General features: G+C 37.0%; 25 protein-coding genes. All 25 read right to left on the bottom strand.

Translation table 11 applies throughout. From position 1 onward, the window contains the following. Nucleotides 1-83: 83 nt before the first annotated feature. The gene (locus AB5642_RS11735; RefSeq protein WP_118578893.1) at nucleotides 84-527 is read right to left on the bottom strand and encodes a hypothetical protein; all 444 of its coding nucleotides are present in this window, start codon (nucleotides 525-527) and stop codon (nucleotides 84-86) included. Beyond that, the gene (locus tag AB5642_RS11730) at nucleotides 520-957 is read right to left on the bottom strand and encodes a DUF3990 domain-containing protein (RefSeq protein ID WP_334285828.1); all 438 of its coding nucleotides are present in this window, start codon (nucleotides 955-957) and stop codon (nucleotides 520-522) included. The genes AB5642_RS11735 and AB5642_RS11730 overlap by 8 nt, the downstream gene beginning before the upstream one ends. Before the next feature lie 47 nt (nucleotides 958-1,004). Further along, complete coding sequence (locus AB5642_RS11725) at nucleotides 1,005-1,196, bottom strand: hypothetical protein (protein ID WP_195391663.1); 192 nt, start codon at nucleotides 1,194-1,196, stop codon at nucleotides 1,005-1,007. Between the two features lie 27 nt (nucleotides 1,197-1,223). Continuing rightward, the gene (locus AB5642_RS11720; protein ID WP_118578897.1) at nucleotides 1,224-1,682 is read right to left on the bottom strand and encodes a hypothetical protein; all 459 of its coding nucleotides are present in this window, start codon (nucleotides 1,680-1,682) and stop codon (nucleotides 1,224-1,226) included. 276 nt (nucleotides 1,683-1,958) lie between these two features. Next, nucleotides 1,959-3,347, bottom strand: coding sequence for a phosphoglucosamine mutase (gene glmM / locus AB5642_RS11715; RefSeq protein ID WP_368371641.1), 1,389 nt, complete (start codon nucleotides 3,345-3,347; stop codon nucleotides 1,959-1,961). 81 nt (nucleotides 3,348-3,428) lie between these two features. After that, entirely contained in the window at nucleotides 3,429-3,752 is a 324-nt protein-coding gene (locus AB5642_RS11710) for an SIS domain-containing protein (RefSeq protein ID WP_207746639.1), read from the bottom strand. Nucleotides 3,753-3,754: 2 nt separating this feature from the next. After that, entirely contained in the window at nucleotides 3,755-5,623 is a 1,869-nt protein-coding gene (gene glmS, locus AB5642_RS11705; RefSeq protein WP_087273357.1) for a glutamine--fructose-6-phosphate transaminase (isomerizing), read from the bottom strand. 24 nt (nucleotides 5,624-5,647) lie between these two features. After that, complete coding sequence (locus AB5642_RS11700; protein WP_087273355.1) at nucleotides 5,648-6,283, bottom strand: hypothetical protein; 636 nt, start codon at nucleotides 6,281-6,283, stop codon at nucleotides 5,648-5,650. 3 nt (nucleotides 6,284-6,286) lie between these two features. After that, nucleotides 6,287-7,525, bottom strand: a complete 1,239-nt coding sequence (locus AB5642_RS11695; RefSeq protein WP_087273381.1) for a nucleotide sugar dehydrogenase — start codon at nucleotides 7,523-7,525, stop codon at nucleotides 6,287-6,289. Between the two features lie 15 nt (nucleotides 7,526-7,540). Next, complete coding sequence (locus AB5642_RS11690; protein ID WP_227200754.1) at nucleotides 7,541-8,404, bottom strand: esterase-like activity of phytase family protein; 864 nt, start codon at nucleotides 8,402-8,404, stop codon at nucleotides 7,541-7,543. After that, nucleotides 8,401-9,861, bottom strand: coding sequence for a lipopolysaccharide biosynthesis protein (locus AB5642_RS11685; RefSeq protein ID WP_087273351.1), 1,461 nt, complete (start codon nucleotides 9,859-9,861; stop codon nucleotides 8,401-8,403). Before AB5642_RS11685 ends, AB5642_RS11690 begins: the two co-directional genes overlap by 4 nt. Before the next feature lie 2 nt (nucleotides 9,862-9,863). Further along, nucleotides 9,864-11,045 (bottom strand): hypothetical protein, encoded by a 1,182-nt coding sequence (locus tag AB5642_RS11680; RefSeq protein WP_009246053.1) that lies wholly within the window; start codon nucleotides 11,043-11,045, stop codon nucleotides 9,864-9,866. A gap of 8 nt (nucleotides 11,046-11,053) precedes the next feature. Then, complete coding sequence (locus AB5642_RS11675; RefSeq protein ID WP_087273347.1) at nucleotides 11,054-12,163, bottom strand: radical SAM protein; 1,110 nt, start codon at nucleotides 12,161-12,163, stop codon at nucleotides 11,054-11,056. A gap of 2 nt (nucleotides 12,164-12,165) precedes the next feature. After that, a complete protein-coding gene (locus AB5642_RS11670; protein ID WP_087273345.1) occupies nucleotides 12,166-13,215 on the bottom strand; it encodes a polysaccharide pyruvyl transferase family protein in 1,050 nt (349 codons plus the stop codon). Continuing rightward, nucleotides 13,190-13,969, bottom strand: coding sequence for a glycosyltransferase family 2 protein (locus tag AB5642_RS11665; protein WP_368371640.1), 780 nt, complete (start codon nucleotides 13,967-13,969; stop codon nucleotides 13,190-13,192). The genes AB5642_RS11670 and AB5642_RS11665 overlap by 26 nt, the downstream gene beginning before the upstream one ends. A 10-nt stretch (nucleotides 13,970-13,979) precedes the next feature. After that, entirely contained in the window at nucleotides 13,980-14,732 is a 753-nt protein-coding gene (locus AB5642_RS11660) for a glycosyltransferase family 2 protein (protein WP_087273341.1), read from the bottom strand. A gap of 9 nt (nucleotides 14,733-14,741) precedes the next feature. Further along, nucleotides 14,742-15,425, bottom strand: coding sequence for a sugar transferase (locus AB5642_RS11655; protein ID WP_087273340.1), 684 nt, complete (start codon nucleotides 15,423-15,425; stop codon nucleotides 14,742-14,744). A gap of 27 nt (nucleotides 15,426-15,452) precedes the next feature. Then, a complete protein-coding gene (locus tag AB5642_RS11650) occupies nucleotides 15,453-16,655 on the bottom strand; it encodes a DegT/DnrJ/EryC1/StrS aminotransferase family protein (RefSeq protein WP_087273379.1) in 1,203 nt (400 codons plus the stop codon). A 34-nt stretch (nucleotides 16,656-16,689) separates the two neighbouring features. Continuing rightward, a complete protein-coding gene (locus AB5642_RS11645) occupies nucleotides 16,690-16,953 on the bottom strand; it encodes a hypothetical protein (protein WP_087273338.1) in 264 nt (87 codons plus the stop codon). 45 nt (nucleotides 16,954-16,998) lie between these two features. Continuing rightward, nucleotides 16,999-18,630 (bottom strand): nucleoside-diphosphate sugar epimerase/dehydratase, encoded by a 1,632-nt coding sequence (locus AB5642_RS11640; protein ID WP_252210552.1) that lies wholly within the window; start codon nucleotides 18,628-18,630, stop codon nucleotides 16,999-17,001. A gap of 28 nt (nucleotides 18,631-18,658) precedes the next feature. Beyond that, the gene (locus tag AB5642_RS11635; RefSeq protein ID WP_243872665.1) at nucleotides 18,659-18,955 is read right to left on the bottom strand and encodes a hypothetical protein; all 297 of its coding nucleotides are present in this window, start codon (nucleotides 18,953-18,955) and stop codon (nucleotides 18,659-18,661) included. 366 nt (nucleotides 18,956-19,321) lie between these two features. Beyond that, entirely contained in the window at nucleotides 19,322-19,786 is a 465-nt protein-coding gene (locus tag AB5642_RS11630) for a sugar transferase (RefSeq protein WP_173718967.1), read from the bottom strand. A gap of 16 nt (nucleotides 19,787-19,802) precedes the next feature. Then, nucleotides 19,803-21,011 carry a DegT/DnrJ/EryC1/StrS aminotransferase family protein gene (locus AB5642_RS11625; RefSeq protein ID WP_173718968.1) on the bottom strand — a complete coding sequence of 403 codons (1,209 nt, stop codon included), beginning with the start codon at nucleotides 21,009-21,011 and terminating at the stop codon, nucleotides 19,803-19,805. Between the two features lie 45 nt (nucleotides 21,012-21,056). Continuing rightward, nucleotides 21,057-23,126 carry a polysaccharide biosynthesis protein gene (locus AB5642_RS11620; RefSeq protein WP_368371639.1) on the bottom strand — a complete coding sequence of 690 codons (2,070 nt, stop codon included), beginning with the start codon at nucleotides 23,124-23,126 and terminating at the stop codon, nucleotides 21,057-21,059. A 258-nt stretch (nucleotides 23,127-23,384) separates the two neighbouring features. Then, nucleotides 23,385-24,629 (bottom strand): transposase, encoded by a 1,245-nt coding sequence (locus AB5642_RS11615; RefSeq protein WP_368371638.1) that lies wholly within the window; start codon nucleotides 24,627-24,629, stop codon nucleotides 23,385-23,387. Between the last annotated feature and the right edge of the window lie 47 nt (nucleotides 24,630-24,676).

Genomic DNA, 24,676 nt, shown 5'->3' with positions numbered 1-24,676 from the left:
CTGGAGTAGCACTCCTGAAGAATCTGTATATTATCCATAGCGGTTCCCCCATGTTTTTGCCTATATACCTTTTTCTGCTTCGTTTAATCCAACAATTTTCCTTCTCTATACGACCATTCCAGATAATCCGGATTCTGGTAATACAAATCCGAGTTAAAATTTGATATTTCATCACTTATAAAAGAGTTGAATATATTAATCAATTCCTGCACTTCATTTCCAGGCTTTGCACAATCTTCTATCATGATGCTATAAAGCTTTCCAATATCCAGGAAACTTGGCACTGAATATTTGCAGGCTGATATTGTATCGAAATTTCCATTTTTTATTTTATAATAGGAAATAACCTCATCTCCAACCTGCTCAAAGCTAAGACAATGATCTACTTCAGCATCATGCAAAAGCTTCTCCACACCTTTTCTGCCAATCGCACTCACAATATCCCCACGATGATTCAAAGTTTCTCTTGCAATATATTCGATCAATGCACATACATAAAAGTAATCGTTTCGTTCCTTCTCAGTCATAAATTACCTCACTTTTTACAAATTTCAAACAATTAAGGGCAGATAATGTATGAAAACTAATCTGATGAGTCGGATACTTGAATTCTGCCAATGCCCAAAACTGTTTTCTGTTAATTCTTCCAGCCAGGAAATCGTTTACATAGTTCCAAACCGTATCATTCGCCATAGGACCTTCTACAATATCATAATTATGAGTTACACTGCTTCTGCATTTTGCAATAAAATCAAGCCATTCATCTGATATCTCTGGGAATTTCAATATATTTAAACTTTCATTTGGCTCATATTCGTAAAAATTAATTATTGGTTCACCAATTCCACGATTTGCCCAACGTATAGCCTGGCGTAGTGCAATCCAGTAATATTTTAAATTATAACTCATCTTATACCCATCACCGCCGCCCAGCACACGCCGGGCGGCGGTATCCACGGCATCCAGCCGTTATCCGGCCACATACCCATTTTCTTTAATTACATTCACAACCATATCCTCATACTTCTGGCAGATTCCTTCAGGCGGCCTTTCGCCTTTACAATTCTTATCTTGTTCTCCCCTTCCCGAACGGCAAGACCGGCTGAGTCATAGCCGCGGTATTCCAGTTTCGACAAACCATTCAAAAGGATGGGTGCAGCCTGGGAAGGGCCGATGCAGGATACGATTCCACACATAAAATTTGTTCTCTCCTCTATAGCTGCTTAATCAATTCCATACTCTTCCAAGAGTTTTTGGCGAAAAGCAGGGTCGTCAAGGGCACACTTTAGGTCGTCGATGCGGTTGTCATTCAAGAGAGCTTTGGTAAGTCGTTGCTCATGCTCTGCGCCAATCTGGATTCCTTCAGACCTTCCAGCAGCACGTCCCTCTGCTAATCCAGCGATTCGCCCCTTTTCCTCAATGCCCTGAATCGCTTTACAAACATTCACCTTTTCTCCCTCGACTTCTTTTTCAATCTTCATTCCAGTCATCTCCTCCATTACACGAACAGCCTTCCTGTCCATAGTTTCAAATGCATCATTTCCTTTCACAAGCTGACTCAGTTTCTCCGTATCTTTTGAATACTTTATAAACTGCATCACTTCCCGGAAATTAGAAGTAAAATGTTCCAATACTTCTGTGTCCTCCATATACTCTTTTGTGATGATATCCTTTCTTCCCATGGATTTCACCACCTTCTATGATTTGTTTTTCAGAAGAGCTTATGTAAGTTTGAAACTCTTATGATGTATATAGGATAGCATACTATTTCCTTTTCTGGAAGAAAAATATATTGGAAAAGTATGAAATACAACAGCTGCCCCTAAGTATTTGATTTTCATAAGTGCCTCAAAACACTGTAACTCCAAGACCAATTATTATATTATTTTATAACTTATCTTATATATACCACCACCGCCCGGCACACTCCGGGCGGCATCATCCACGGCATCCAGCCCTTATCCGGCCACATACCCATTTTCTTTAATTACATTCACAACCATATCCACATACTTCTGGCAGATTTCTTCACTTTCCGCTTCCACCATAACACGCACAACCGGCTCTGTTCCAGACTCACGGACAAGGATTCTTCCGGTATCGCCCAGTTCCTCTGTAACCTTCTTCACCGCAGCCTGCACATCTGCATCATCCTGCGCTGCTTTCTTGTCAGTCACTCTCACATTGGTGAGCACCTGAGGATAAACGGTGAAGCCTTCTGAAAGCTCACTGAGCTTTTTCTTTCTCGCCATCATAACTTCCATAATCTTCAGGCTGGTAAGGATTCCGTCCCCAGTGCTGGCGTATTTGCTGAAAATAATATGCCCGCTCTGCTCACCGCCGATACGGCAGCCGTTTTTCATCATGTACTCATATACATATTTGTCTCCAACGGCTGTTTTCGCGTAGTCGATTCCAAGCTCATCAAAGGCCTTGTACAAACCGAAGTTGGACATGACGGTGGTGACAACAGTGTTGGTCAGCAGCTTGCCGCGCTCTTTCATGTATTTTCCGTAGATGTAGAGAATGTGGTCGCCGGTGATCACGTTACCCTTCTCGTCCACGCAGAGACAGCGGTCTGCATCGCCGTCATAGGCAAAACCAACGTCCATTCCGTTCTCCACCACGTATTTCTGCAGTCCCCCGATATGGGTAGAACCGGCATTGTTGTTGATGTTGGTGCCATCCGGCTTGGCATTGATCACGTAGGTTTTGGCGCCGAGAGCGTCAAAAACAGCCTTGGCAATGTTCCAGGAGCTTCCATTGGCACAGTCCAGCGCCACCTTCATACCGCGGAAGGAATAGACGCCCAGAGAGATCAGATACCCTATGTAACGGTTTCTTCCGGAAACATAGTCTACTGTACAGCCGATTTTTTCCTTCTTTGCAAAAGGAATCTCCTCCCATTTCTGCCCGAAGACTTCCAGATTTCCATCCAGATAGGCTTCCACAAGGGAAATGGTCTCCTCGTCCATCTTCTCCCCGTTTCCGTTGATCAGCTTGATTCCATTGTCAAAATATGGATTATGGCTTGCGGAAATCATAATACCGCAGTCAAATTCATCCACTCTTGCCACATAAGCCACAGAAGGTGTGGTCGTGACATGGAGAAGATATGCATCCGCACCGGAAGCCACCAGTCCGCCAACCAGTGTATACTCGAACATATAGCTGGAACGGCGGGTATCCTTTCCTATTATGATACGCGCCGGCGTGTCGTCACCGTTCCGGCGTTTCAGTTCTCCGTAATACCAGCCGAGAAAACGGCCTACTTTATATGCATGATCTGCTGTCAGGTTTTCATTTGCCTCTCCGCGGAAGCCATCTGTACCAAAATATTTTCCCATTTTTATAACCTCATCCTGTTGTTTTTCCCCCGAAAAACATCTGCCGTTTCTGTTCACCGCACCCATAAGACTGCTGCAAATTTACTCTACCGTAACACTCTTTGCCAGATTTCTCGGCTTATCCACGTCAAGTCCCTTTGCCACGCTGACGTAATATCCCATAAGCTGTAACGGAATCACCGCAAGGCTTGTGGCAAAGCACTCCTCTGTCTTTGGAACATAAACGGTAAAGGAAGCCGTATCTTCAATATTATAATTTCCATAGGTAGTCAGCCCCATGAGATAAGCTCCGCGGCTTTTGCACTCTACCATATTGGAAATGGTTTTTTCATAAAGCTCAGACTGGGTGAGCACACCGATCACAAGAGTGCCGTCCTCAATGAGACTAATAGTGCCATGCTTCAGCGTTATTCTACAGTAACGCTTTTTGCCAGATTTCTAGGTTTGTCTACATCTAACCCTTTAGCCACGCTGACATAATATCCCATTAGCTGCAACGGAACAACTGCCAGACTTCCTACAAAGTGTTCATCTATCTTCGGAACATAAACTGCAAAATTTACTTGATCTTCAATCTCATATTTTCCATATGTTGTCAGTCCCATCAAATACGCACCACGACTCTTGCACTCCAACATATTACTGATGGTTTTCTCGTAAAGATCACTCTGTGTCAATACACCAATTACCAATGTTCCTGGCTCGATCAGACTGATTGTACCATGCTTTAATTCCCCGGCTGCATATGCTTCAGAATGAATATAAGAAATTTCTTTCAGCTTTAAACTACCCTCCAGGGAAATCGCATAATCAATTCCTCTGCCCACAAAGAACACATCATGTGCATTAGCATATTTCGCAGCAAACCATTGCAGTCTTTCCTTATCCTGCAAGATTTTCTGAATCTTATCTGGAATTGTCAATAACTCAGTAATGTAATTACTATACTGCTCTTCTGTAATGGTATTTCTAATTCTGGCAAATTGAACAGCAAGACAATACATTGCTACAAGCTGAGCGCTGTAAGCCTTTGTCGTTGCCACTGATATTTCCGGACCAGCAAGAGTATAGAATACTTTATCTGCCTCACGAGCAATACTGCTGCCAACCACATTTACGATTGCCAGAGTTGTTATATCTTTTTCCTTTGCCAAACGCAAAGCTGCTAAAGTATCTGCTGTTTCCCCCGATTGGCTGATGACAATAACCAATGAATTTTTATTTATTGGCATTTTTCTGTATCTAAATTCAGATGCAAGCTCCACTCTTACTGGAACATCCACCAAGTCCTCTATCACATACTGCGCTGCCATTCCAACATGCCAAGCTGAACCACATGCAACAATATATATCTGTTCAAATTTCCGAATTTCTTCTTCTGTAATTTCAACTGATGATAAATCAATACAATTATTTTTTATGACAGAACCCAAAGTATCCTGAACGGCTTTCGGCTGTTCATGGATCTCTTTCATCATAAAGTGTTCAAATCCTGCTTTTTCTGCTGCCTCGGCATCCCACTTAATTTCTGTTGTCTGCTTTTCAATCTCATCCCCATCAAGGTTAAAGAAATGAGCTTCTCCAGGTGTCAATCTGGCAAATTCCAGATTACCAATATAATAAACATTTCTGGTATATTGCAGAATAGCCGGAACATCAGAAGCCACATAAGTTTCGCCGTCTGTCACTCCAATAATCATTGGACTGTCTTTTCTTGCTACCCAAATTTCTCCCGGATAATCTTTGAACATAAGTTCCAAGGCATAAGAACCACGCACACGAACCATTGTTTTGGCAATCGCATCAATCGGTCCGAGATTATACTTCTTATAATAATAGTCCACTAATTTGATTACTACCTCTGTATCAGTCTGACTATAAAAAGTATAACCATGCTTTAATAATTTTTCTTTAAGCTCCGTATAATTTTCGATAATGCCATTGTGTACTCCAACCACTTCTGATTCTACTTCTCCAGAACCTGATCTTGTACAATTTCCAGATACATGCGGATGTGCATTAATCTGACTTGGCTCGCCATGTGTTGCCCAACGTGTATGTCCGATTCCACATGTTCCTATTAGTGCTTTTCCTTCATCTGTTTTTTCAATCAGATTGCCTAATCTTCCCTTGGCTTTAACCACCTGTGCCAGACGCTCCCCATCTCGCACAGCGATTCCAGCCGAATCGTACCCTCGGTACTCTAATTTAGACAGACCATTTAATAAAATAGGTGCTGCCTGCTGTCTTCCAGTAAAACCAACTATTCCACACATTTTATTTTTATCTCCCCGTAAATACTATTGTTTATTTACATTTTCAAAAATATAATCCATTAATTTTCCATATTGTTCGATTCTATTTTCTTCTGGCAACATTTCGATAATCTGCAAAGCAATTAAATATTTCTCGGTTGCCTCCAATCGTTTGTGGTACTTTGCAAGTTGTTTAGATGTTTCCCTATACATCCAGAAGTAAAGACCAGACACAATCTCTACTATCGCTCCAGATAAACCAGCCATAAATGATGCTGAATTATTTCCACCTAATAAAAATATAATGACTGCCAAAACAAAAAGCATAAATCCTGCAAAGCATGAGAACATAGCTGCTGAAAAAGATTTTCTAATTTGCTGTTTACAGATAACATAGAACTCCTTCAATTCTTTTAAATTTTCAAACATTAAAGTTCTAATATCCTGATTCTCTTCCTTGCTTTTTTCAGTTAAAATATCCAGATCCTTAATGGCTTCTGAAACCTCTTTTGCTTCCTTTTCAGCAACCAACTCATCTGTTTTTACTTTCATTTTGTACAGAGCATGTATTGATTTTATTATCCAAATAATCCCCAAACACCATGTTATCGGAGATGAAACCGGCGATTCACAATACTGCACTATCAATCGATGTATAAATTGCAATGCATTTCCAATCATCTTTTAATCTCTGCCATACAAATCTCTTGTATATACTTTGTCTTTCACATCATCCAAACAACTATCATATCTATTTGCTATAATTGCCTGGCTCTGTTCTTTAAATTTATCCAGATCATTCACAACCTTGCTTCCAAAGAAAGTGCTTCCATCTTCCAATGTTGGTTCATAAATAATAACCGATGCCCCTTTAGCCTTAATTCTCTTCATAACTCCCTGTATAGAAGACTGGCGGAAATTGTCTGAATTTGATTTCATAGTAAGACGGTATACACCAATTACAACCTCTTTTTCCATAGAAGCATCATATGTATTTTCATCTCCATAAGCATAATATCCAGCTTTTTGTAATACACGATCTGCTATAAAATCCTTCCTTGTTCTATTAGACTCAACGATTGCAGACATCATATTCTGAGGAACATCTGCATAATTTGCCAGAAGCTGTTTTGTGTCTTTTGGTAAGCAATATCCACCATAACCAAATGACGGATTGTTATAATGAGAACCAATTCTAGGATCAAGGCATACCCCATTAATAATCTGCTGTGTATTCAGTCCCTTCATTTCTGCATAAGTATCAAGCTCATTAAAATATGATACTCTAAGAGCCAGATATGTATTAGCAAACAACTTCACCGCTTCTGCTTCTGTAAATCCCATTATCAAAGTATCAATATTTTCTTTAATTGCGCCCTCCTGCAGCAATCCAGCAAACGTGTTCGCAGCTTTTACCAATCTGGCATTTTCAACATCTGTTCCCACAATAATTCTGGATGGGTACAGATTATCATATAATGCTTTTGACTCTCGTAAAAATTCCGGACTAAAGATAATATTATCACAGTGGAATTTCTCTCTAATGCTTGCAGTATACCCTACCGGAATTGTAGATTTAATTACCATAATTGCATCTGGATTATATTCAATAACCAGCTTAATCACAGCTTCTACTGCTGACGTATCAAAGAAATTTTTCTTGCTGTCATAGTTTGTAGGTGCAGCAATAACAACAAAATCAGCATCCTTATACGCAGATTCCGCATCTAACGTAGCTGTCAGATTTAACTCTTTTTCCTTCAAATATTTTTCAATATATTCATCCTGAATCGGACTAATCCTTTTATTGATCTTCTCGACTTTTTCCGGGATAATATCAACTGCCATTACCTCATGATTTTGAGATAACAATGTGGCAATAGAAAGTCCCACATATCCTGTTCCTGCTACTGCTATTTTCATTATATTTTCCCCCATTTACTGATAATTTTCTTTGGTTTGTATCTTATTTAAAAAATACATATTAACTTGATTGATTGGCGTTTCAGCGTCATGATAATAACCATCATTTAGCACATACAATACATCATCAACAATCGTTATCCCTTCAATTGCATATGAATCTTTCAATACATATAATGGTTTAACTTTACTTGTTTTTAAGTCAACTGTATAAATATAGCTATCTCCATGATAGTCTGCACCTGCTGAAAAATATATCAAATCATTTTTTTCGTCTAAAAACAATTGATCTTGTCCTTTTATATGTATTTTAATTGTTTTTTGTACTACGCCATCATATGAACAATTATATAAATAATTATTCGTCAAAATCCAAAGCGTGTTACTCCTACTATCATTTGCAATGCCAGATGGTTCTTTTATATCAAAATTTCCTAATTCATTTCCTTTTTCGTCTATATGGCGAACTTTGTTTTCTCCATAAGAACATAACCAGATAGTTCCATCTGTTGACTTAGTAACTCCTTGTATATCTCTCATATTCTCAAATTTTAAATAACAAGGTATATCTCCTTTAATAGCCGAAAAATCCTTTTCAACTATTTCGATAGAAGCCTGGAAAGTCTTATCATTAGGCTTATATTTACCTGCATTCCCTATAAAAAAACTCTCTTCTTCTTTATCCCAATAAAGCCCTGTACACGTAAATCCTACATTAGCTTTTTCTTTGTCCGGCAATTTTAATATTTTATTTGCATATATTTTGTCACATTTCTCTTGTTCAATTTTTACTCTAATACGTGGTAAAATTATATATCCTACTGTAAAAAGTATTATGAGAAAAAATAACATAAAAATTAATTGTTTTTTCTTTTTCATACTTTCTTTCCTTTTCTCAGTTCTGGTATCCATTTTTTCCTTGTTGCAACCAATAATACAAACATCATTAAAGCCAACAAATATCTAGCAACTGCATTTTTATATACAGCAACCATAGACAATGCCACAATACTCGTACCTATAAGTATTGTCATTTGCAATTTTGTATTAAAATAATTTTTCATTTGTATCTCATTATCAATACATTCTTTTCTTGCTAATACAAAATATAAAATCATGACTATTAAATAGCTTACTAATGACGTATATCCACCAGCAACATATCCAAAAATCGGAATAAAAATAGCATTTAAAATTATATTACACACTGCTGCAAATACTGACGCAAACAAAATAAATTTCGTCTTTTTATAATAGAACAAGATATTTACATATTGTTGATATATATACATAACAATAACACTAATTGCTAATGGTGGCATAACCCATATTGCCTCTAAATATTTTTTCCCTCCTAAAATCAAAATTATTTCTGGAGCCATCACAATTTCCGCAATAGCGCAAAAAGCAACTATAATTGTACCGACTGTTATCAATTTACTTTTATCTTTCGACGAATCCTTTAATTTTAATTCCTTAAACAGCCATGCCTGTAAAGATAAATTCAACGCACCACTTATAACAAAGATGACCATGGCTGCACTATATGATACACTATATAAAGCAGCATCTTCATAACCATCAATTTTTTGTATCATTAAACGATCCGAATGATTTAATAATATCATCGATAAGTAATATGGCATCAATGGCAAATTATATTTCAATGCATCTATTGCATAGTCTTTTTTCCATAATGTGGACGTACCTTTATAATTTGATATAAAAAACGGAATTGCAACCCCTAACTGGATTACTGTCCTTGTAGCTATAACATAAAATATAGGATTATCTAAATTAAGGAAAACGGTTAATGCACCAACGATAGGTCCGATAAGACCATATACAATTATTGCAAATAACATTTTCTTATATTGGTTATCAACTCTTTGTCTTGATGACCACAATCCGAAACTGATAGTTCCTATAAAAGAACATATCATCAGTATACTTAACGGAGTACTTATTCCAGTAATATAATTAATGCCCTTGTGAAACATTAAATACATTAACGTCCAAATCACAATCAATACAATACTCAACGATTGCATAGTTGCTGTATATGTTGTCCTATTTTCATCGTCCCTTACTAATCCTGCAACATAACCATTGCTGTATATTCTCAATGTTATAATAATCTCAAATATTTCTAGCCAGGACATAAATATACTATATATTCCATATTCCTCAGTAGCTAAGTAATGCGTCAGTATAATCATTACCAACCAAGGCGCAATTTTTTGTATTATATTTCCCACTGCATACCAAGACGCAGCTTTCATTTCTACTGACATATCTCTATATTTTTTTATGATTTTTTTAAGAAAAAGTTTCATATCTAACTCACTTCTATTGACTGATAAATCTTGCTATTTCCAAAAAAGAAAATAGCAATAAAAATAGTTGATAAATAATGAATCCATATACTCGATCCTGTCATTCCAATGCCTATATAACATAGCAGCATAAAATACATAAATTTTTTACACTTTAAAGGTGCAATATACTTTATCGTTCTTGCACGAATCAATGTAATTCCAAGAATAATGATAGTTCCCCATATTCCGAAAAATGTCAAAAATTGCAAAACAACATTATGCGCATAATAATATTCACCCGAAGTAATATATAGCGGAATTCCAAATCCTCCTGGCAAACCGACTCTACCTCTTATATACTCTACACATGCCGTATAAATATAATCTCTGTTGGTCAAGTATATCTCATTGCTTTTTATTTGATTTATCAACAAAGTAACACTTCGAGATTGCATTCCATATTGTGCTAGTTTTTGGCTTACCCAATATAAAATATCTATTAAATTGTTTAGCAAAATATATGCCGATACTACCAGTCCTACAATAATTATTAATTTCTTCCATAACTTTATTTTACCTGAATATACATATGCAAATAAAATCATGCACGCTGATATTACTGCAGACATACGTCCACCCAAAACAGCAGTCACAAGAATATTAATGGCAACATTAATATATAACCATTTTCTTTTTTCAATTCCCTGAAGTACCATGTAAGAACCAATAAATACATTTGGTACACATATACTTGTAAATATTGAATAATGCACTAGCCCTTGTTTAAGTAAGACAACTGCAACTAATACCAACGGTAAATTTAATTTAGAAAATTTCCACCATTTTTCAACAAATATTCTTAAATCAAATATATTATTTGAAACACACAAACATGGAACTGCTATGCCAACCAACGCTTGTATACCTTCTATAAATACATAATACCGATAAGGCACTACTATATAATTAATGATTATCGCAGAACAAAAGACAAACAAAAATGTAAGCACACGTTTATTCATGCTCATTGTCGTTCCTATTGCTATTATCGCAAGCATCATATAAATTATATATTCATATAACGATGAAATTTTAAAAGTGTTTTCTAAAATATTCGCAAAGTATGGAACATAAATATATATCACCAATATAATTGCAAGTATTGTACTTTTCTGTTTTATATTTCTTTGTCCATTACTCATATTGCACCTTATTTCTTACGTTTTCTTATAACTTTATTATATATTTCTTTCCAGTCATATAATGCCGTTTTAAAAAATATAAACGGATACTTTCTTTCATAACTATTCTTTTTCTTTTCATCCCATACTTCATTGTTATCAGCTAATTTTTGTGAAAATGCATCTTTAACTTCTTTCGATAACCATTCTCTACCATCTTCACATACTCTGTTACGAATATCAGCGTATGTTGGTGTTTCTAATTCTGGAACTACTCCCAAGGTTAAAAATGCATGCCCATTATAACAATATGGCTGTCTGCAATGTTTTCCCACTGGATTAAAGATTATTGGTTGTTCAGGATTTTTAAATATATTTTGATTACTAAGCTGTCCATAACATGGCTTAGCAGCCCCAGTTCCTAAATCAACGTACAAAGTCCAAGCTCCCGCATAACAAAAATCATCTATTTTTTTCTGAAAAATATCCAATTTGAAATCAAACATTGTAGAATCAAATTTTCTCCAAACAGACTCATACTCTTTTCTTGACATAGATGTCAAAAGATCTTTTTTCTCAGTCAAATCATTTCGTCCTACTGTAATTTGACATGCTGCTCCTAGTTCTGATTTACAAAGATTTATAATTTCATCAATATCATCAATCAATCCATCATAAGGCATTAACTCAACAGTAAACGAACATCCCTTTTCCCACATCTTTTTCACATTTGAAAAGTATCTATCTAGCCATCCTTTTTTCTTTAACTCTGCATAGTGGAAAGAGAATTTGAATTCCAAATGCTCTAACAAATTTCTTGGAAACTCAGCAATTTCATCAAATCGACTTGTCAATGTTCCATTTGTTACAACCTCTAAAAAATGTCCTTGTAATAATAATTGGTAAATATATTGCGGCATTTCTTTCGGAATAAGAGTTTCTCCTCCTCCCGTTAGATTTATAATACAAGTGCCTCCTAACCTCTCTTTTGAAAGACATTTGCCAACATGCTCTGGAGTATATAAAAATTTAGCTGCTCCTTTTTCATTTTCTTTCAATGCTGAAATATAACAATATTCACATTTAAGATTACAATTTTTAATTGGTACATTGATAACTAACAATCTTTTAATTTCCATACTTAATCCTTTCGTATTACGTCTGCCATTTCTTCAAAATAGTTTAGCAATTTTTCTCTATCATATTTTTTATGTTCCCATATAGTTGTTCTCTTTAATTTCTCAAGCACTTCACTTAACGAATTAGCTCTTACAATCATATTTGTATCATCAAGCCAATCTGCCACTCCAAAAACTTTACCAGTTTTATTATTTAAAACAATGCATGGAGTCCCATTTAATACAGAAAACAGCATTGCATGTAAACGATCTGTTATAGTAATTTCTGCATTTTCAAAAGTTTCCCACGACTTTTGCAACTCACTTATTCGCTTTCTTAAAACAACTGGCGATTTTATAACAGTACTAACTTTTCTAATATTATAATTTTGTTTTATTTTTTCATAGAAATCATCAATATTTTCTTGCTCGGATTCGCAATCCTCTCGAATACATACATTTATCACTTTCTCATATCCAGTACATTTTTCCTTTGTTATCATATTTTTCCCATACAAAACCATATCTGGTACTAAATATACATCCGAGTTTCCTGTAAATTCAAATTTTTGTTTTATAAAATTGTAAGACTTCCTTTCTCTTACAAAAATATGTAAATTACTATGTTTTTTTAATATTTCATTTGTTATTCTGTATTCCCTCTCTCCCAGTTCGTCTGAAGTATAATATACTGTTTGTGGAAGAATAATAATTTTATTATTGGGATAGTTCTGCACAATCTCACGTATAACACATTCATTATGTATCCATAAGTTCCCCATCCATCCACCACCCGAAATTACAACTAAATCTTCAGGTGTTACTGTATTTTTTATTATTTCTTTTTGTGTGTGATACATAGGCATCAATATTTCAAAATATTCATAGTCCGGGAAAAAATCCTCAAAAAAATATTGTTCTTGGATTGCGATTGCATGATCCCCCAAATTACCATGCATAGGTGTTCCAAATAAAAAAATCTTTTTATTTTTATTTGATTTTAATTTTTTTATTGCCGAACGCCATCCAGGATAAGCTACTGACAGTTTAATTTGTTCTTTTAAAATATTCATTATATCCCTCAAAAAAGTATTTAAAATTATTTTCTTTTTTTAACATCAAATCTCTAAGTAAAACTAATAAACAAATAAATATATTAAAATTCTTTCCATAAATTGCCCCTTTAGCAATAATTTGTTTGTTGCTACTACCATTTTCTTTCTTTTTATGATAAACCGTTACCTCTGGTATATAAAAGATTGCATTTTTTTCATAATTACTTAAAAGGAAATCCACTTCTTCTCCACAAACAAATTCGCTTCCCAAACCTAACCGTTCATCAAATTTTTTATTCAGCACTAAATCTTTCTTGAATGCAATTTCAATAGACGATTTTGACATGAGCTGTAATTTGTTTCTTACATACTCTTCGTTGGAAGTATAATTTTTATATGGAATATTTTTTTCCGGATCAAAAATCTGTGATAATACAATTTTAGCACATTGTCTTTTTTTAAATGCATTTACAATAATTTCAAATGCATTTGCAGGATACCAACAATCATCATCGGATAATACTACTATCTCGCCTAATGCCTGCTCTAATCCTCTATTTCTAGCTCGTGATAATCCTTTTACACTCATTTCAATTTGCTTTATATCCAAATTACTATATTTACAAATTATATCTTTTACAATTTCATGATTATCCTGTGTTACAAATATAATTTCAAAGTCTTTATATGACTGTTTTTCCAGTGTTTCTAATAATCGTCTAATTTCCTTTTCTCTTGTTCCTAACGTAGGAACTAATACTGATATTTTCATATTTATTTCCTTACTTAATTTTTAGCAATTTAATCACACACCAATATGCAATATGAAAAACACTTCTAACTATACTAAGATGTTCTATATTTCTATATAAAATCCAATGATATTTAATCACTTTGAATTTATTACTTGAAATAGAATTCTGTCTTATTCGATATTTCATAAGCACCGATTTCATACCATAAATGTACTTTTCTTTTTTTAACATTCGAAGCCACAAAGCATCATCGTTTCGTTTTCTAATATTAGGTACTTCAAATTTTCCCATCTTTTCTACGTTGTACATAACCGTAGAATTTCCTACCGGGCAATCTAAAAGCACTCGATTATAATCAGCCTTTGGTACTGTCTTTATAATTTTATTTAATGATTTCCCATTTTCATCAATTTGTTCATACGCTGTACAAGAAAATGCAACATCATGCTTTTTCATAAATGCTAATTGCTTTTTCAATTTTTCTTCTGGCCAAATATCATCAGAATCCAAAAAAGCCATATATTCCCCATTTGCCAATTCCATTGCTTTTGTTCTTGCAACGGCAGCTCCAGAATTATTTTCTAAACAAAAATATTTTATTCTACTATCTTCTTTTATATATTTATCGACAATTTCTTTTGTATTGTCTGTCGAGCAATCATCAACAATAATCATTTCCCATTGCTGATACGTTTGTGCCTGAACAGATTCAATTGTTTCCCCTATAAACTTCGCACAATTATATGTCGGCGTAATAACTGATACTAATCCTTTTTCCATACACACTCCCTACCTAATCACTGCAAAAACTGTTTTTATCATTGTTCCTATATCATGTATAAAACTAAATTTTCTAATACTTTCAAGATTGTATTTCATCTTCTCAGGAAGAACCTTTTCTACATATACTTTGTCCACATCGTCTGCTTTATCCAATAACTCTGCTTCATCTTTATATTTTATACTCGCCTCAGATGTAACTCCCGCCGGTAATAACAACGTAGCATACATTTCTGGTGTATACTTCTTTACATAATGCGTACTTTCCGGTCTGGTTCCTACAAGCGTCATATCGCCTAAAATAATATTTATTAACTGCGGCAATTCATCCAAACGATATTTACGAAGTTTTTCGCCTACCTTTGTAACTCTACTGTCATTGGATACGGTAACCTGGGTGCCAATTTTATCTGCATTAGCAACCATTGTTCGGAATTTAAATATTTTAAATTTTCTTCCATATTGTGTAACACGCTCCTGACGATAAAACACTCCTCCTTTAGAATCTCTTACAATCATAATTGAAATAGTAATTAATACAGGAGAAAATGTTACGAGCATAACAGATGCAGCAAATACATCAAATCCTCTTTTTAAAGCCAAACTAATTTTTTTCTTTTTTAAACTGTCATAATATGGACGAACTTCCTCCGTCTGCATAAATTTTGGTAATTTCTCCCATTCTCGTAACATCTGTATCTCCTATTTCTTCTATCACATTTAAATATATTCTTTCACGATTCTACTAAACTGCTCGATCACATAATCCACTTCTTCATCTGTAAGTTTTGTATGAAGCGGTAAAGTAATCTCATTTTCAAATCTCTTATATGCATTAGGATAATCTTTAATATCAAATCCCATATTTTTGTATGCAGTCATCATTGGCAACGGCTTATAATGCACATTGCAGGCAACGCCTGATTCTGCCATTTTCACAATAATCTCATGCCTCTGCTCCAACGTAATTCCCGGAACTCTTGTTATATACAAATGACCAGATGACTGGTGGTTTTCTGTATAGTGATTTAATACCTCTATTCCGATTGGCTTAAATGCTGCATCATATTTTCCTATGATTTCTTTTCGACGTTCAAGCAAACCTTTATATCTCTTCATCTGTGCCAGTCCGATTCCAGCTACAACATCAGTCATATTACATTTAAACCAAGGTCCAATGATGTCATACTCCCATGCCCCAAGCTGCGTTTTCGCAAGTGCATCTTTTGACTGACCATGAAGTGATAACAACTGATACTGATGATAAATTTCTTCGTTATCAATTCCATCAATATCTTTCCAAACAGCAGCACCACCTTCTGCAGTTGTAAAATTCTTAACTGCATGGAAGCTGAAATTTGAAAAATCTGCAATACTTCCAACTGGTTTCTCTTTCCAGGTTGCACCAAAAGCATGTGCTGCATCTGCCATAACAATCACTCTGCCGATGCTTTCCTGTATTTTATTTGCCGGATGGAATAAGCCTTTCTTACGTTCTACAATAGAAAAAATCCTATCATAATCACATGGCACTCCACCGAGATCTACTGGAATAATTACTTTTGTTTTTTCAGTAATCGCATTTTCCAACTGCTCATAATCCATTTCAAGAGAATCTCTCTGAGTATCAATTAAAATAAGTTTTGCCCCTACATGGCATACTACAGACGCACTTGCAGTATATGTATACGCACATGTAATGACTTCATCGCCTTCTTTAACTCCTAATAAGCGCAAAGTCATTTCTGCACAAGCTGTCTGCGAATTAAGACAAACTGCACGATTTACTCCACATAAATCTGCAACCTCTCGCTCTAATTCTTTTGTCTTAGGCCCAGTTGTAATCCATCCAGATCTTAATGCTTCTGACACCTGTTCAATTTCTTTTTCTGTTATATCTGGCGGTGAAAATGGAATCTTCATAATATTGTTTTCTCCTTTTATCTGACTGATTATTTTAGAAAAATCCTGGCTCAACACCCGTTCTTCCTACCTCTTCTTTTACCCAATCTGCATTCAGATCATTTTTAACTATTTCATTCTTTTTCAAATAAAGAACAATTTTGCTATCTCTTGCCTCAATAGCACTAACAATCATTTCAGCATCCAATAGATTCTCTGGAATTGCATCAACATTTGCATATTCCTGTTCGCCCTCTTCTGTTGCCAAAATAATAGAACCTTTAATTTTGTCTAATATTGATTTTGTTTCGTAATGCATATGCGTCCTTCCCGTATTTTTGTAAAAATACAATCTTGTTATATTTTATATAGCTACTGCTTCTTCCCTTTCAGGCTCGCTCTTTTTTTGATGTACGGCAAATTCAGCAGCTCGATTAACTTCTTCCGGCTTTTTAAATGTTGGTACAGCTTTTCTTAATACTTCTCTTGCCTGTGAATCATCTCCTGTTTCACAAACTTCTCTAAGCATATTCAGACGAGTATTAATTTCTTCCGCACTTAATGCTGAATCACGCTCAATAAATATCATACTGTTACTTGTTTTATCTAATTCTTCTGTTTTAACCAACAATTCTTCATATAACTTTTCTCCCGGTCTTAATCCGGTTTCCACAATTTCAATTCCCTGTACACCAGACAATCGAATCATATTCTCTGCCAAATCCATTATTTTTACAGGCTGTCCCATATCCAATACGAAAAGCTCTCCATTATTTGCCATAGCACCACTTTGAAGTACAAGCTGTGATGCTTCTGGGATAGTCATAAAATATCGGATAATTCGCTTATCAGTAACTGTAACCGGTCCTCCATTAGCTATCTGACGTTTAAATAACGGAATAACTGAACCCGCACTACCTAATACATTTCCAAAACGTGTCGCACTGTACTTCACTTTTCCATGCGTACTGGCACTCTGTACAATCATTTCGCACATTCTCTTGGTAGCCCCCATAACATTCGTAGGATTAACCGCTTTGTCCGTTGACACCATCATGAAACGTTCCGCTTCATATTTTTCACAAAGTTCTACCAGATTCTGTGTTCCAAATACATTGTTATAGATGGCTTCGATACAGTTATGTTCCATTAAAGGCACATGCTTATGTGCTGCTGCATTAATTACAATCTGTGGATGATACTTAGCAAATACACGTTCCAGTGCTTTCTTGTGTGTAATAGAACAAATTTCAATCTGAAGATTTAAAGTATTTCCATATGCAATTTTTAATTCTTGCTGAACATCGTATGCGCCATTTTCATAAATATCCAAAATAACAATCTGTTTCGGTTGCATCTTTGCCAACTGACGACACAGCTCCGATCCAATGGAACCGCCACCACCTGTAATCAAAACAACTTTGCCTTTGTAATATTCATTTGTATGCTCATCAGATACCACCAATGGCTTTCTGAACAGTAATTCCTCAATATCAAATTCTCTTAAATGTCGCTTTCCTCCTGCCGCATAAACAGTCGGATAATCATAAACTTTTAATTTATATCCAGCATTTTTATAGTATTCATATAATGTTTTCTTCTTTTCTGCATCCATTGACGGTATAGCAAATACAATTTCCTGTACTTCATACTCATTCAATTTTCTAAATGTTGCTTCATCTTCTGACCATACCGGTAATCCCTGAATTTCACGACCTACTTTATTTTCATTAATATCAATAAAACATCTCGGAATGTATGCCGCTTCATCACTATTCAGAAGATCTTCCGCAAAACTTACTCCTACACGTCCAGCTCCAATTATTGCTATTTTTATTTTCTGGACTTCTTTATCATTTCCTTTCTTTACTCTACCGAATGTGTATAATAAGGAAGCTAAAAATCTCCCCTGCTTCGTTTCCTGATTGCTACATTTATATGCATATCTGTACATCATCCTTAACGCCAATGCGCCTAAGAGATTTATACTGATCAAACACAGCATTCTCGCAAATGTAATTTTCTCAACTGGAAGAACCAGTTCTAAAATCAAATAGACAAAAAAATGCTATTGCATCTGTATATAACAGTCGAATATAACACTGAATACCGCCATATCTCCAAATCTGTCCATATACATTTCCAATCAATCTAATTGAAAATACACATAACAGTGCAAGAACCATCTGTTGCAACATACCTGAAATGGAAAGTTTATCATTTCCACCATAAAGTCCTAAAAGCAACACCGCTGATAATTCATACACAAGCAAATCATATACAACCAGCATCCATCGAACATTACGCTTCTTATATTTCATTTGTATTTCTCCATCCGCAGGTTTTAATCTTACTTTTCCTGCATTTTCTTTTTTGTTAAAAACTTAAATTTTCATCGTTCAATGAAGATAATTTTTCTTACTTGCTTCTCATATTCATTCTCACAATTTTTCCTTTTCATATAGTCCATTACCCCCCCCCCAACAATTTTGGAGTCCTTAACACGACAACTAGCCTGTGAATGTTCTTTTTTGAAGAGCATCCGCAGGCTAGGTCAAACCTCCTTATCATAATTTTTCGGCTTATAGTGTGGGTCAAAATAAGCATCCAAGAAACCATTTATTTGTACATAATTTCCTAGCTTAACCGACACAACCATGCAGAAAAATCATCATAACCAGATTCGACTAAGCCAGCGAAACCCTTGTAAAATCAAGGTTTTTCTTGGTTGTCCCTATTATACCGCTATCTCCGTTAAGCACATCAAACAACTGTGGGAGTTCATCCAAACGATAGTCTCTAATTTTTGCCCCCACTTTAGTAATTCTTGAATCTCCCCCAACCGTTACAGCAGTTCCAATCTTATCTGCATTGTTTACCATAGTACGGAATTTATGTATTCTAAACTTTTTGCCGTATCTGGTCACACGCTCCTGGCGATAAAAAACAGGTCCTTTCGAGTCCATTTTTATCATCACTGCAATAATCAGCATAGGTATAGCCAGGAGAATCAACAGGATAACCCCCACTACAATATCAAAAATCCGTTTCAGAACCAGACTCCCTTTCTTTCGTGATAAAATATCATAGTATACCTTTACCTCATCACATTTCATAAATTCAGGAAGGTCATCCCATTTTTTCAAAATCATTAATTACTTCTCCTAATTATTTTCCAATATAGTTCTTTGCAATCTCGCAATAATTTTCAATTACATATTCCACTTCTTCGTCAGTCAATTTAGTGTGAAGTGGCAGTGTAATTTCATTTTCAAATCTCTTATAAGCATTTGGATAATCTTTAATATCAAACCCAAGATTCTTGTATGCAGTCATCATTGGCAATGGTTTATAATGTACATTACATGCAATTCCTTTTTCCGCCATTTTTACAATAATCTCATGTCTCTGTTCCAGAGTAATCCCCGGAATTCTTGTAATATAAAGATGACCTGATGACTGATGTTCATCTGCATAGTGATTCAGGACTTCAATTCCTAATGGCTTAAATGCATCATCATATCTTCCAATTATTTCTTTTCTTCTGGCAAGTAAGCCTTTATAACGTTTCATCTGTGCAAGACCAATTCCTGCAACAACATCTGTCATATTGCATTTATACCATGGACCGACAATATCATATTCCCATGCACCAAGCTGAGTCTTAGCAAGAGCGTCTTTTGACTGTCCGTGAAGGGAAAGCAATTGATATTTATGATATAATTCTTCATTATCAATTCCCTCAATATCTTTCCATGTAGCAGCTCCACCTTCTGCAGTTGTAAAATTTTTCACTGCATGAAAACTAAAGTTACTAAAATCAGCAATACTTCCAACCTTTTTGCCATGCCACTCTGCTCCAAACGCATGAGCTGCATCAGTCATTACAATAATTCTTCCTATTGCTTTTTGAATATCGTTTGACGGATGGAACAGATGTTTCTTACTTTCAACTATAGAAAAGATTCTGTCATAATCGCATGGTACACCACCAAGATCAATAGGAATAATTACCTTAGTTTTTTCTGTAATTGCATCTGCAAGTTTCTCATAGTCCATTTCAAGAGAATCTTTTTGTGTATCGATTAATACAAGTTTTGCACCTACATGGCATACTACAGATGCACTTGCTGTATAGGTATAAGCGCAGGTAATTACTTCATCACCTTCTCCTACTCCTAAAACTCTCAGTGTCATTTCCGCACAAGCTGTCTGTGAATTCAAACATACTGCTCTGTTAACGCCACAAAAATCAGCAACTTCACGCTCTAATTCTTTTGTTTTCGGTCCGGTAGTAATCCAACCGGAACGAAGTGCTTCTGCAACCTGTTCAACCTCTGCATCTGTAATATCTGGTGGTGAAAATGGTATTTTCATTGTTCTCTTCCTCTCTTAAAATTTAATAATATATGTTCAAATGAATTAATAATTATTTTCAGTTGCTTTATTGAATAATTTCTTATATGTCTCCCCATGCAGTTTCAAATCATCCTTCGCCGCATGATAAGTCGGCACAATTTCTTCCACATAACTTCTAATATCTGGATCATTTCCATATGCCACAACAGCCAGATTCTCAAGCTGATGTAAGAACTCATCCGTATCAAACGGAATCGGCTTACCAATATGAATCAAATCATTATCCGTCTTAGTCAGACCTTCCTCAGCCATCAGTTTTTCTTCATAAAGCTTCTCCCCAGGTCTCAGCCCGGTGTATTCCACTTTAATATCCACATCCGGTGTCAGTCCTGACATCTTGATCAGGTTTCTTGCCAGTGTATCAATCTTCACCGGAGCTCCCATATCCAGCACAAAGATTTCTCCGCCTTTTGCATAGGTTCCAGCCTGAAGCACCAGACTTACCGCTTCCGGAATGGTCATAAAGTAACGGATAATGTCCGGATGGGTAACCGTTACCGGACCACCTTTGGCAATCTGCTTCTTAAACAACGGAATAACAGATCCATTACTTCCCAGCACATTTCCGAAGCGCACTGCCACAAACTCAGTCCTGTATTTTCTCTCGCCATTTGCTCCTGGATTTTCACAAGTCGCTGCCACCTCTGCAAGTGCTTCCTCGCTGTCCTCATAGTGGCTTCCCAGTAATGGAAGCAGATCTTCTCTTCCGGTTCTGCTGATCTTATCCATTGTCTGAATAACCATCTCGCAGAGACGCTTGCTGGCTCCCATAATGTTGGTTGGATTCACAGCTTTGTCTGTACTGATCAGTACAAAACGCTGGCAGCCATTTTTCAAAGCGGCGTGAGCTGTTTTATAGGTTCCCATTACATTGTTCTTGATTGCCTCACAGGGGCTTGTCTCCATAAGAGGTACGTGCTTATGGGCAGCTGCATGGTAAACAATGTCTGGTTTGTATGTTTCAAATACATTGTTGATCTTTCTGGTATCGCGCACGGAACCGATCAGTACCACCAGATCCAGATGTGGATATTTGGAACGAAGCTCCTGTTCAATATCGTAGGCATTGTTCTCATAGACATCGAAGATCACCAGTCGTTTCGGAGCGTGGGCTGCGATCTGACGGCAAAGCTCACTTCCGATGGAACCGCCGCCACCAGTTACCAGAATGGTTTTTCCGCAGATGTAACGGAAAATCTCATCCATATTTACTTTGATAGGTTCTCTTCCAAGAAGGTCTTCCACTGCCACGTCTTTCATTTTGCTGAGGGACACTTCTCCGGTGACGAACTGGTACACACCTGGAAGAATCTTCATTTCACATTTGGTTTCCTTGCAGATGTTTAGGATATCTCTTCGCTCTGCCGCACTTGCGCTTGGAATTGCCAGAAGAATCTGGTCGATTTTATATTTCTTTGCACTTGCGAGAATGTCATCACGACCGCCTACAATGGGCACACTCTCCATATAACGTCCCCATTTATTCGGGTTATCGTCAATAATACAGCAGACCTTTCCCTTCGGCTCTTTGGCACGTTCCACGTCGCGGAGAATGATCTGTCCTGCCTGGCCGGCACCGATCAGCATAATGTGATGCAACGGGCCCTCCTCTTCCTTCTGTTTCCGTGTTCTTTCCAGAAGAACAAATCGATACGAAAAACGGATTCCTGTAATCAGGCAAAATTGAATAATGGTTCCGAAAAGATAATAGGACATTGGCATTCTCTGAATGACAAATGTGATTCCAATTATCTGGAACAGGAATGTAATTACAGTAGATAAGCAAATTCTTAACAGCTCACTGTAGCTTGCGAAGCGCCACACACTGTTATAGAGGCGCAATGCCCAAAAGACCAAAACAGAGAATACTGTATACCATGGTGCAAATTTCAGATAGGCAGACAAATATTCTCCGGGTATTGCGGAGTATGTACAATCAAAGCGGAACCACAGTCCGAGAAAGTATGCGGCGTTTACGGCGATCACATCATAAATCATCAAGTAAAGTGCAATTACCTGCCAATGCTCCAACTTTCTTTTTTTGCGTTCGGTTTTTTGTTTTTTCGTTGTCATTTCTTAATCATATGGACGGAGTTACCCCCCCAGTCCTTTCCTCCCATTTTTTCATAACTTTGACCACTTACCAGATAGCTTCCTGTCTGGTGCTTCGGCGACTCCCAGGATATCTTGGGGAAGTCCGGAACCCGCACCGGCGGTGGTCTGCCGAAAAGCCTGCGTCACTGGCGCAGCCTCTTTGCCCGGTTACCCGGTTTTATAGATAAGAGCGTTCGTAACGCTGCTTATTATCATTTTTATCTTTGTTGTCAATAATTATTTTGTTCTACTTCCGCGAAAAAAACTCTCCTGGCATTTCCTGCCAAGATTTCTGGCGTCATTCAGGAAGCGGTTTCCCTGATGACCATTTTCACAGAGGAATTCATTTCCCTTCCGGCGAACCTTGCCGCCGCAGATGGCGCATTTGTCTTTCAGTCCGTCTGTTCTGGTTTCCAGTACCAGAATGCCTTCTGCCCAGGCTTTGTACTGCAGGTTGGTCCGGATCTTACTGCTTAAGTGAAGCGGGGAAAAATTGCCGCTTTTTACCATTGCCATCCGGGTGAAGTTCTGGTCGTAATCGGGGAGGACAATGATTCCTGCCTGATTTTCTTTACAGAAGTTCAGGATCTCACGGCTGACCTGGTGGGCGTAGTGCTCGGACAGGTTCTTAAGGTGCATGTAGTACTTCCGGTTTGGCTGGGGACTATTATCTCCCACTGTGTTCGGTCTAGATTTCTGTATTCTGGTCTCCAGCAGCTTGCAGCGGTGGCGGTACGCATCTCCGCCCCGGCAGGTGTGTACAGCCAGCTGATTTCCCAGCTCATCCAGAATGCAACACACTGCGAAGGTGTCTGTGTTTGTAAAGCGGACACTGCACAGGCTCGTGCCTTCTGCCATTCGTTCTTTGGCAGTGCGGGCGTCGCTGTTCTCCTGTTTCACCGGGATATTCAGCAGGTAGCGCCTGCCCTCTTTTACCAGGGTGGGCGACATTAGCTGACCATCTTGGGGAAAGGGGCGTCCTTTCAGATTGCAGTCTGTCCAGATCCATTTCTCACCGTTCCACAGCTTCAGGCAGATGGATCTGTCGGTGAGGTCGGAATACATTCCTTTGAAAAAAGTAACCTTGGCTTCCAGCTTCTCAGGGAATCCGGATTGAAGCTCCTGGGTGCTTTTTACTGTGGCAGATGCTTTGTTGATGGCTGCGCGTCTCAGGTAGACAGGTACTTTCCCCATTGGTAAGGGGTTGGTGGGCTGTCTGCCGTCCCGACCGGCCAGGGTCAGGAGCTCCAGACTGCGCTGGATATCGAAGAGGCTGCTGTTCCACAGTTCTTCATGCTGTCTCAGAAGGTGGTAGTAAAATTCCACCACATTCTGAAAATATTCTTCTGTCCTGTCCAGCCATATAGGCTCCGGACAAACCAGGCGCATGCGCCAGGTTCGGATGCTGTATCCTGTTTTCATAAATTTTGTCTGTGATTTCTGCTGGTTTCTTTCGTAATATTTCAGTAATGCGACGGTCATCCAGGCAGTTTTTCTGCTTTCTTTCCCATCATCGTTTTACATTCTAT

The organism is Ruminococcus sp. 1001136sp1_2201st1_G3_2201SCRN_220225 (assembly GCF_040924365.1).
Classification (GTDB): domain Bacteria; phylum Bacillota; class Clostridia; order Lachnospirales; family Lachnospiraceae; genus Blautia_A; species Blautia_A faecis.
Note: the sequence above shows the minus strand (reverse complement) of the source record. Positions and strands in the feature narration are given on the sequence as shown.

Coding starts and splice junctions, on each gene's coding strand:
- AB5642_RS11720 (WP_118578897.1), bottom strand. CDS start 1,682: ATGGGAAGAAAGGATATCATCACAAAAGAGTATATGGAGGACACAGAA.
- AB5642_RS11625 (WP_173718968.1), bottom strand. CDS start 21,011: ATGAAAATACCATTTTCACCACCAGATATTACAGATGCAGAGGTTGAA.
- glmS (WP_087273357.1), bottom strand. CDS start 5,623: ATGTGTGGAATAGTTGGTTTTACTGGAAGACAGCAGGCAGCACCTATT.
- AB5642_RS11635 (WP_243872665.1), bottom strand. CDS start 18,955: ATGAAATATAAGAAGCGTAATGTTCGATGGATGCTGGTTGTATATGAT.
- AB5642_RS11615 (WP_368371638.1), bottom strand. CDS start 24,629: ATGACCGTCGCATTACTGAAATATTACGAAAGAAACCAGCAGAAATCA.
- AB5642_RS11735 (WP_118578893.1), bottom strand. CDS start 527: ATGACTGAGAAGGAACGAAACGATTACTTTTATGTATGTGCATTGATC.
- AB5642_RS11700 (WP_087273355.1), bottom strand. CDS start 6,283: ATGATTGGAAATGCATTGCAATTTATACATCGATTGATAGTGCAGTAT.
- AB5642_RS11680 (WP_009246053.1), bottom strand. CDS start 11,045: ATGAGTAATGGACAAAGAAATATAAAACAGAAAAGTACAATACTTGCA.
- AB5642_RS11645 (WP_087273338.1), bottom strand. CDS start 16,953: ATGCATTACGAAACAAAATCAATATTAGACAAAATTAAAGGTTCTATT.
- AB5642_RS11695 (WP_087273381.1), bottom strand. CDS start 7,525: ATGAAAATAGCAGTAGCAGGAACAGGATATGTGGGACTTTCTATTGCC.
- AB5642_RS11725 (WP_195391663.1), bottom strand. CDS start 1,196: ATGTGTGGAATCGTATCCTGCATCGGCCCTTCCCAGGCTGCACCCATC.
- AB5642_RS11620 (WP_368371639.1), bottom strand. CDS start 23,126: ATGACAACGAAAAAACAAAAAACCGAACGCAAAAAAAGAAAGTTGGAG.
- AB5642_RS11660 (WP_087273341.1), bottom strand. CDS start 14,732: ATGGAAAAAGGATTAGTATCAGTTATTACGCCGACATATAATTGTGCG.
- AB5642_RS11655 (WP_087273340.1), bottom strand. CDS start 15,425: ATGTTACGAGAATGGGAGAAATTACCAAAATTTATGCAGACGGAGGAA.
- AB5642_RS11685 (WP_087273351.1), bottom strand. CDS start 9,861: ATGAAACTTTTTCTTAAAAAAATCATAAAAAAATATAGAGATATGTCA.
- AB5642_RS11670 (WP_087273345.1), bottom strand. CDS start 13,215: ATGAATATTTTAAAAGAACAAATTAAACTGTCAGTAGCTTATCCTGGA.
- AB5642_RS11690 (WP_227200754.1), bottom strand. CDS start 8,404: ATGAAAAAGAAAAAACAATTAATTTTTATGTTATTTTTTCTCATAATA.
- AB5642_RS11675 (WP_087273347.1), bottom strand. CDS start 12,163: ATGGAAATTAAAAGATTGTTAGTTATCAATGTACCAATTAAAAATTGT.
- AB5642_RS11630 (WP_173718967.1), bottom strand. CDS start 19,786: ATGATTTTGAAAAAATGGGATGACCTTCCTGAATTTATGAAATGTGAT.
- glmM (WP_368371641.1), bottom strand. CDS start 3,347: ATGGGAAAATATTTTGGTACAGATGGCTTCCGCGGAGAGGCAAATGAA.
- AB5642_RS11665 (WP_368371640.1), bottom strand. CDS start 13,969: ATGAAAATATCAGTATTAGTTCCTACGTTAGGAACAAGAGAAAAGGAA.
- AB5642_RS11650 (WP_087273379.1), bottom strand. CDS start 16,655: ATGAAGATTCCATTTTCACCGCCAGATATAACAGAAAAAGAAATTGAA.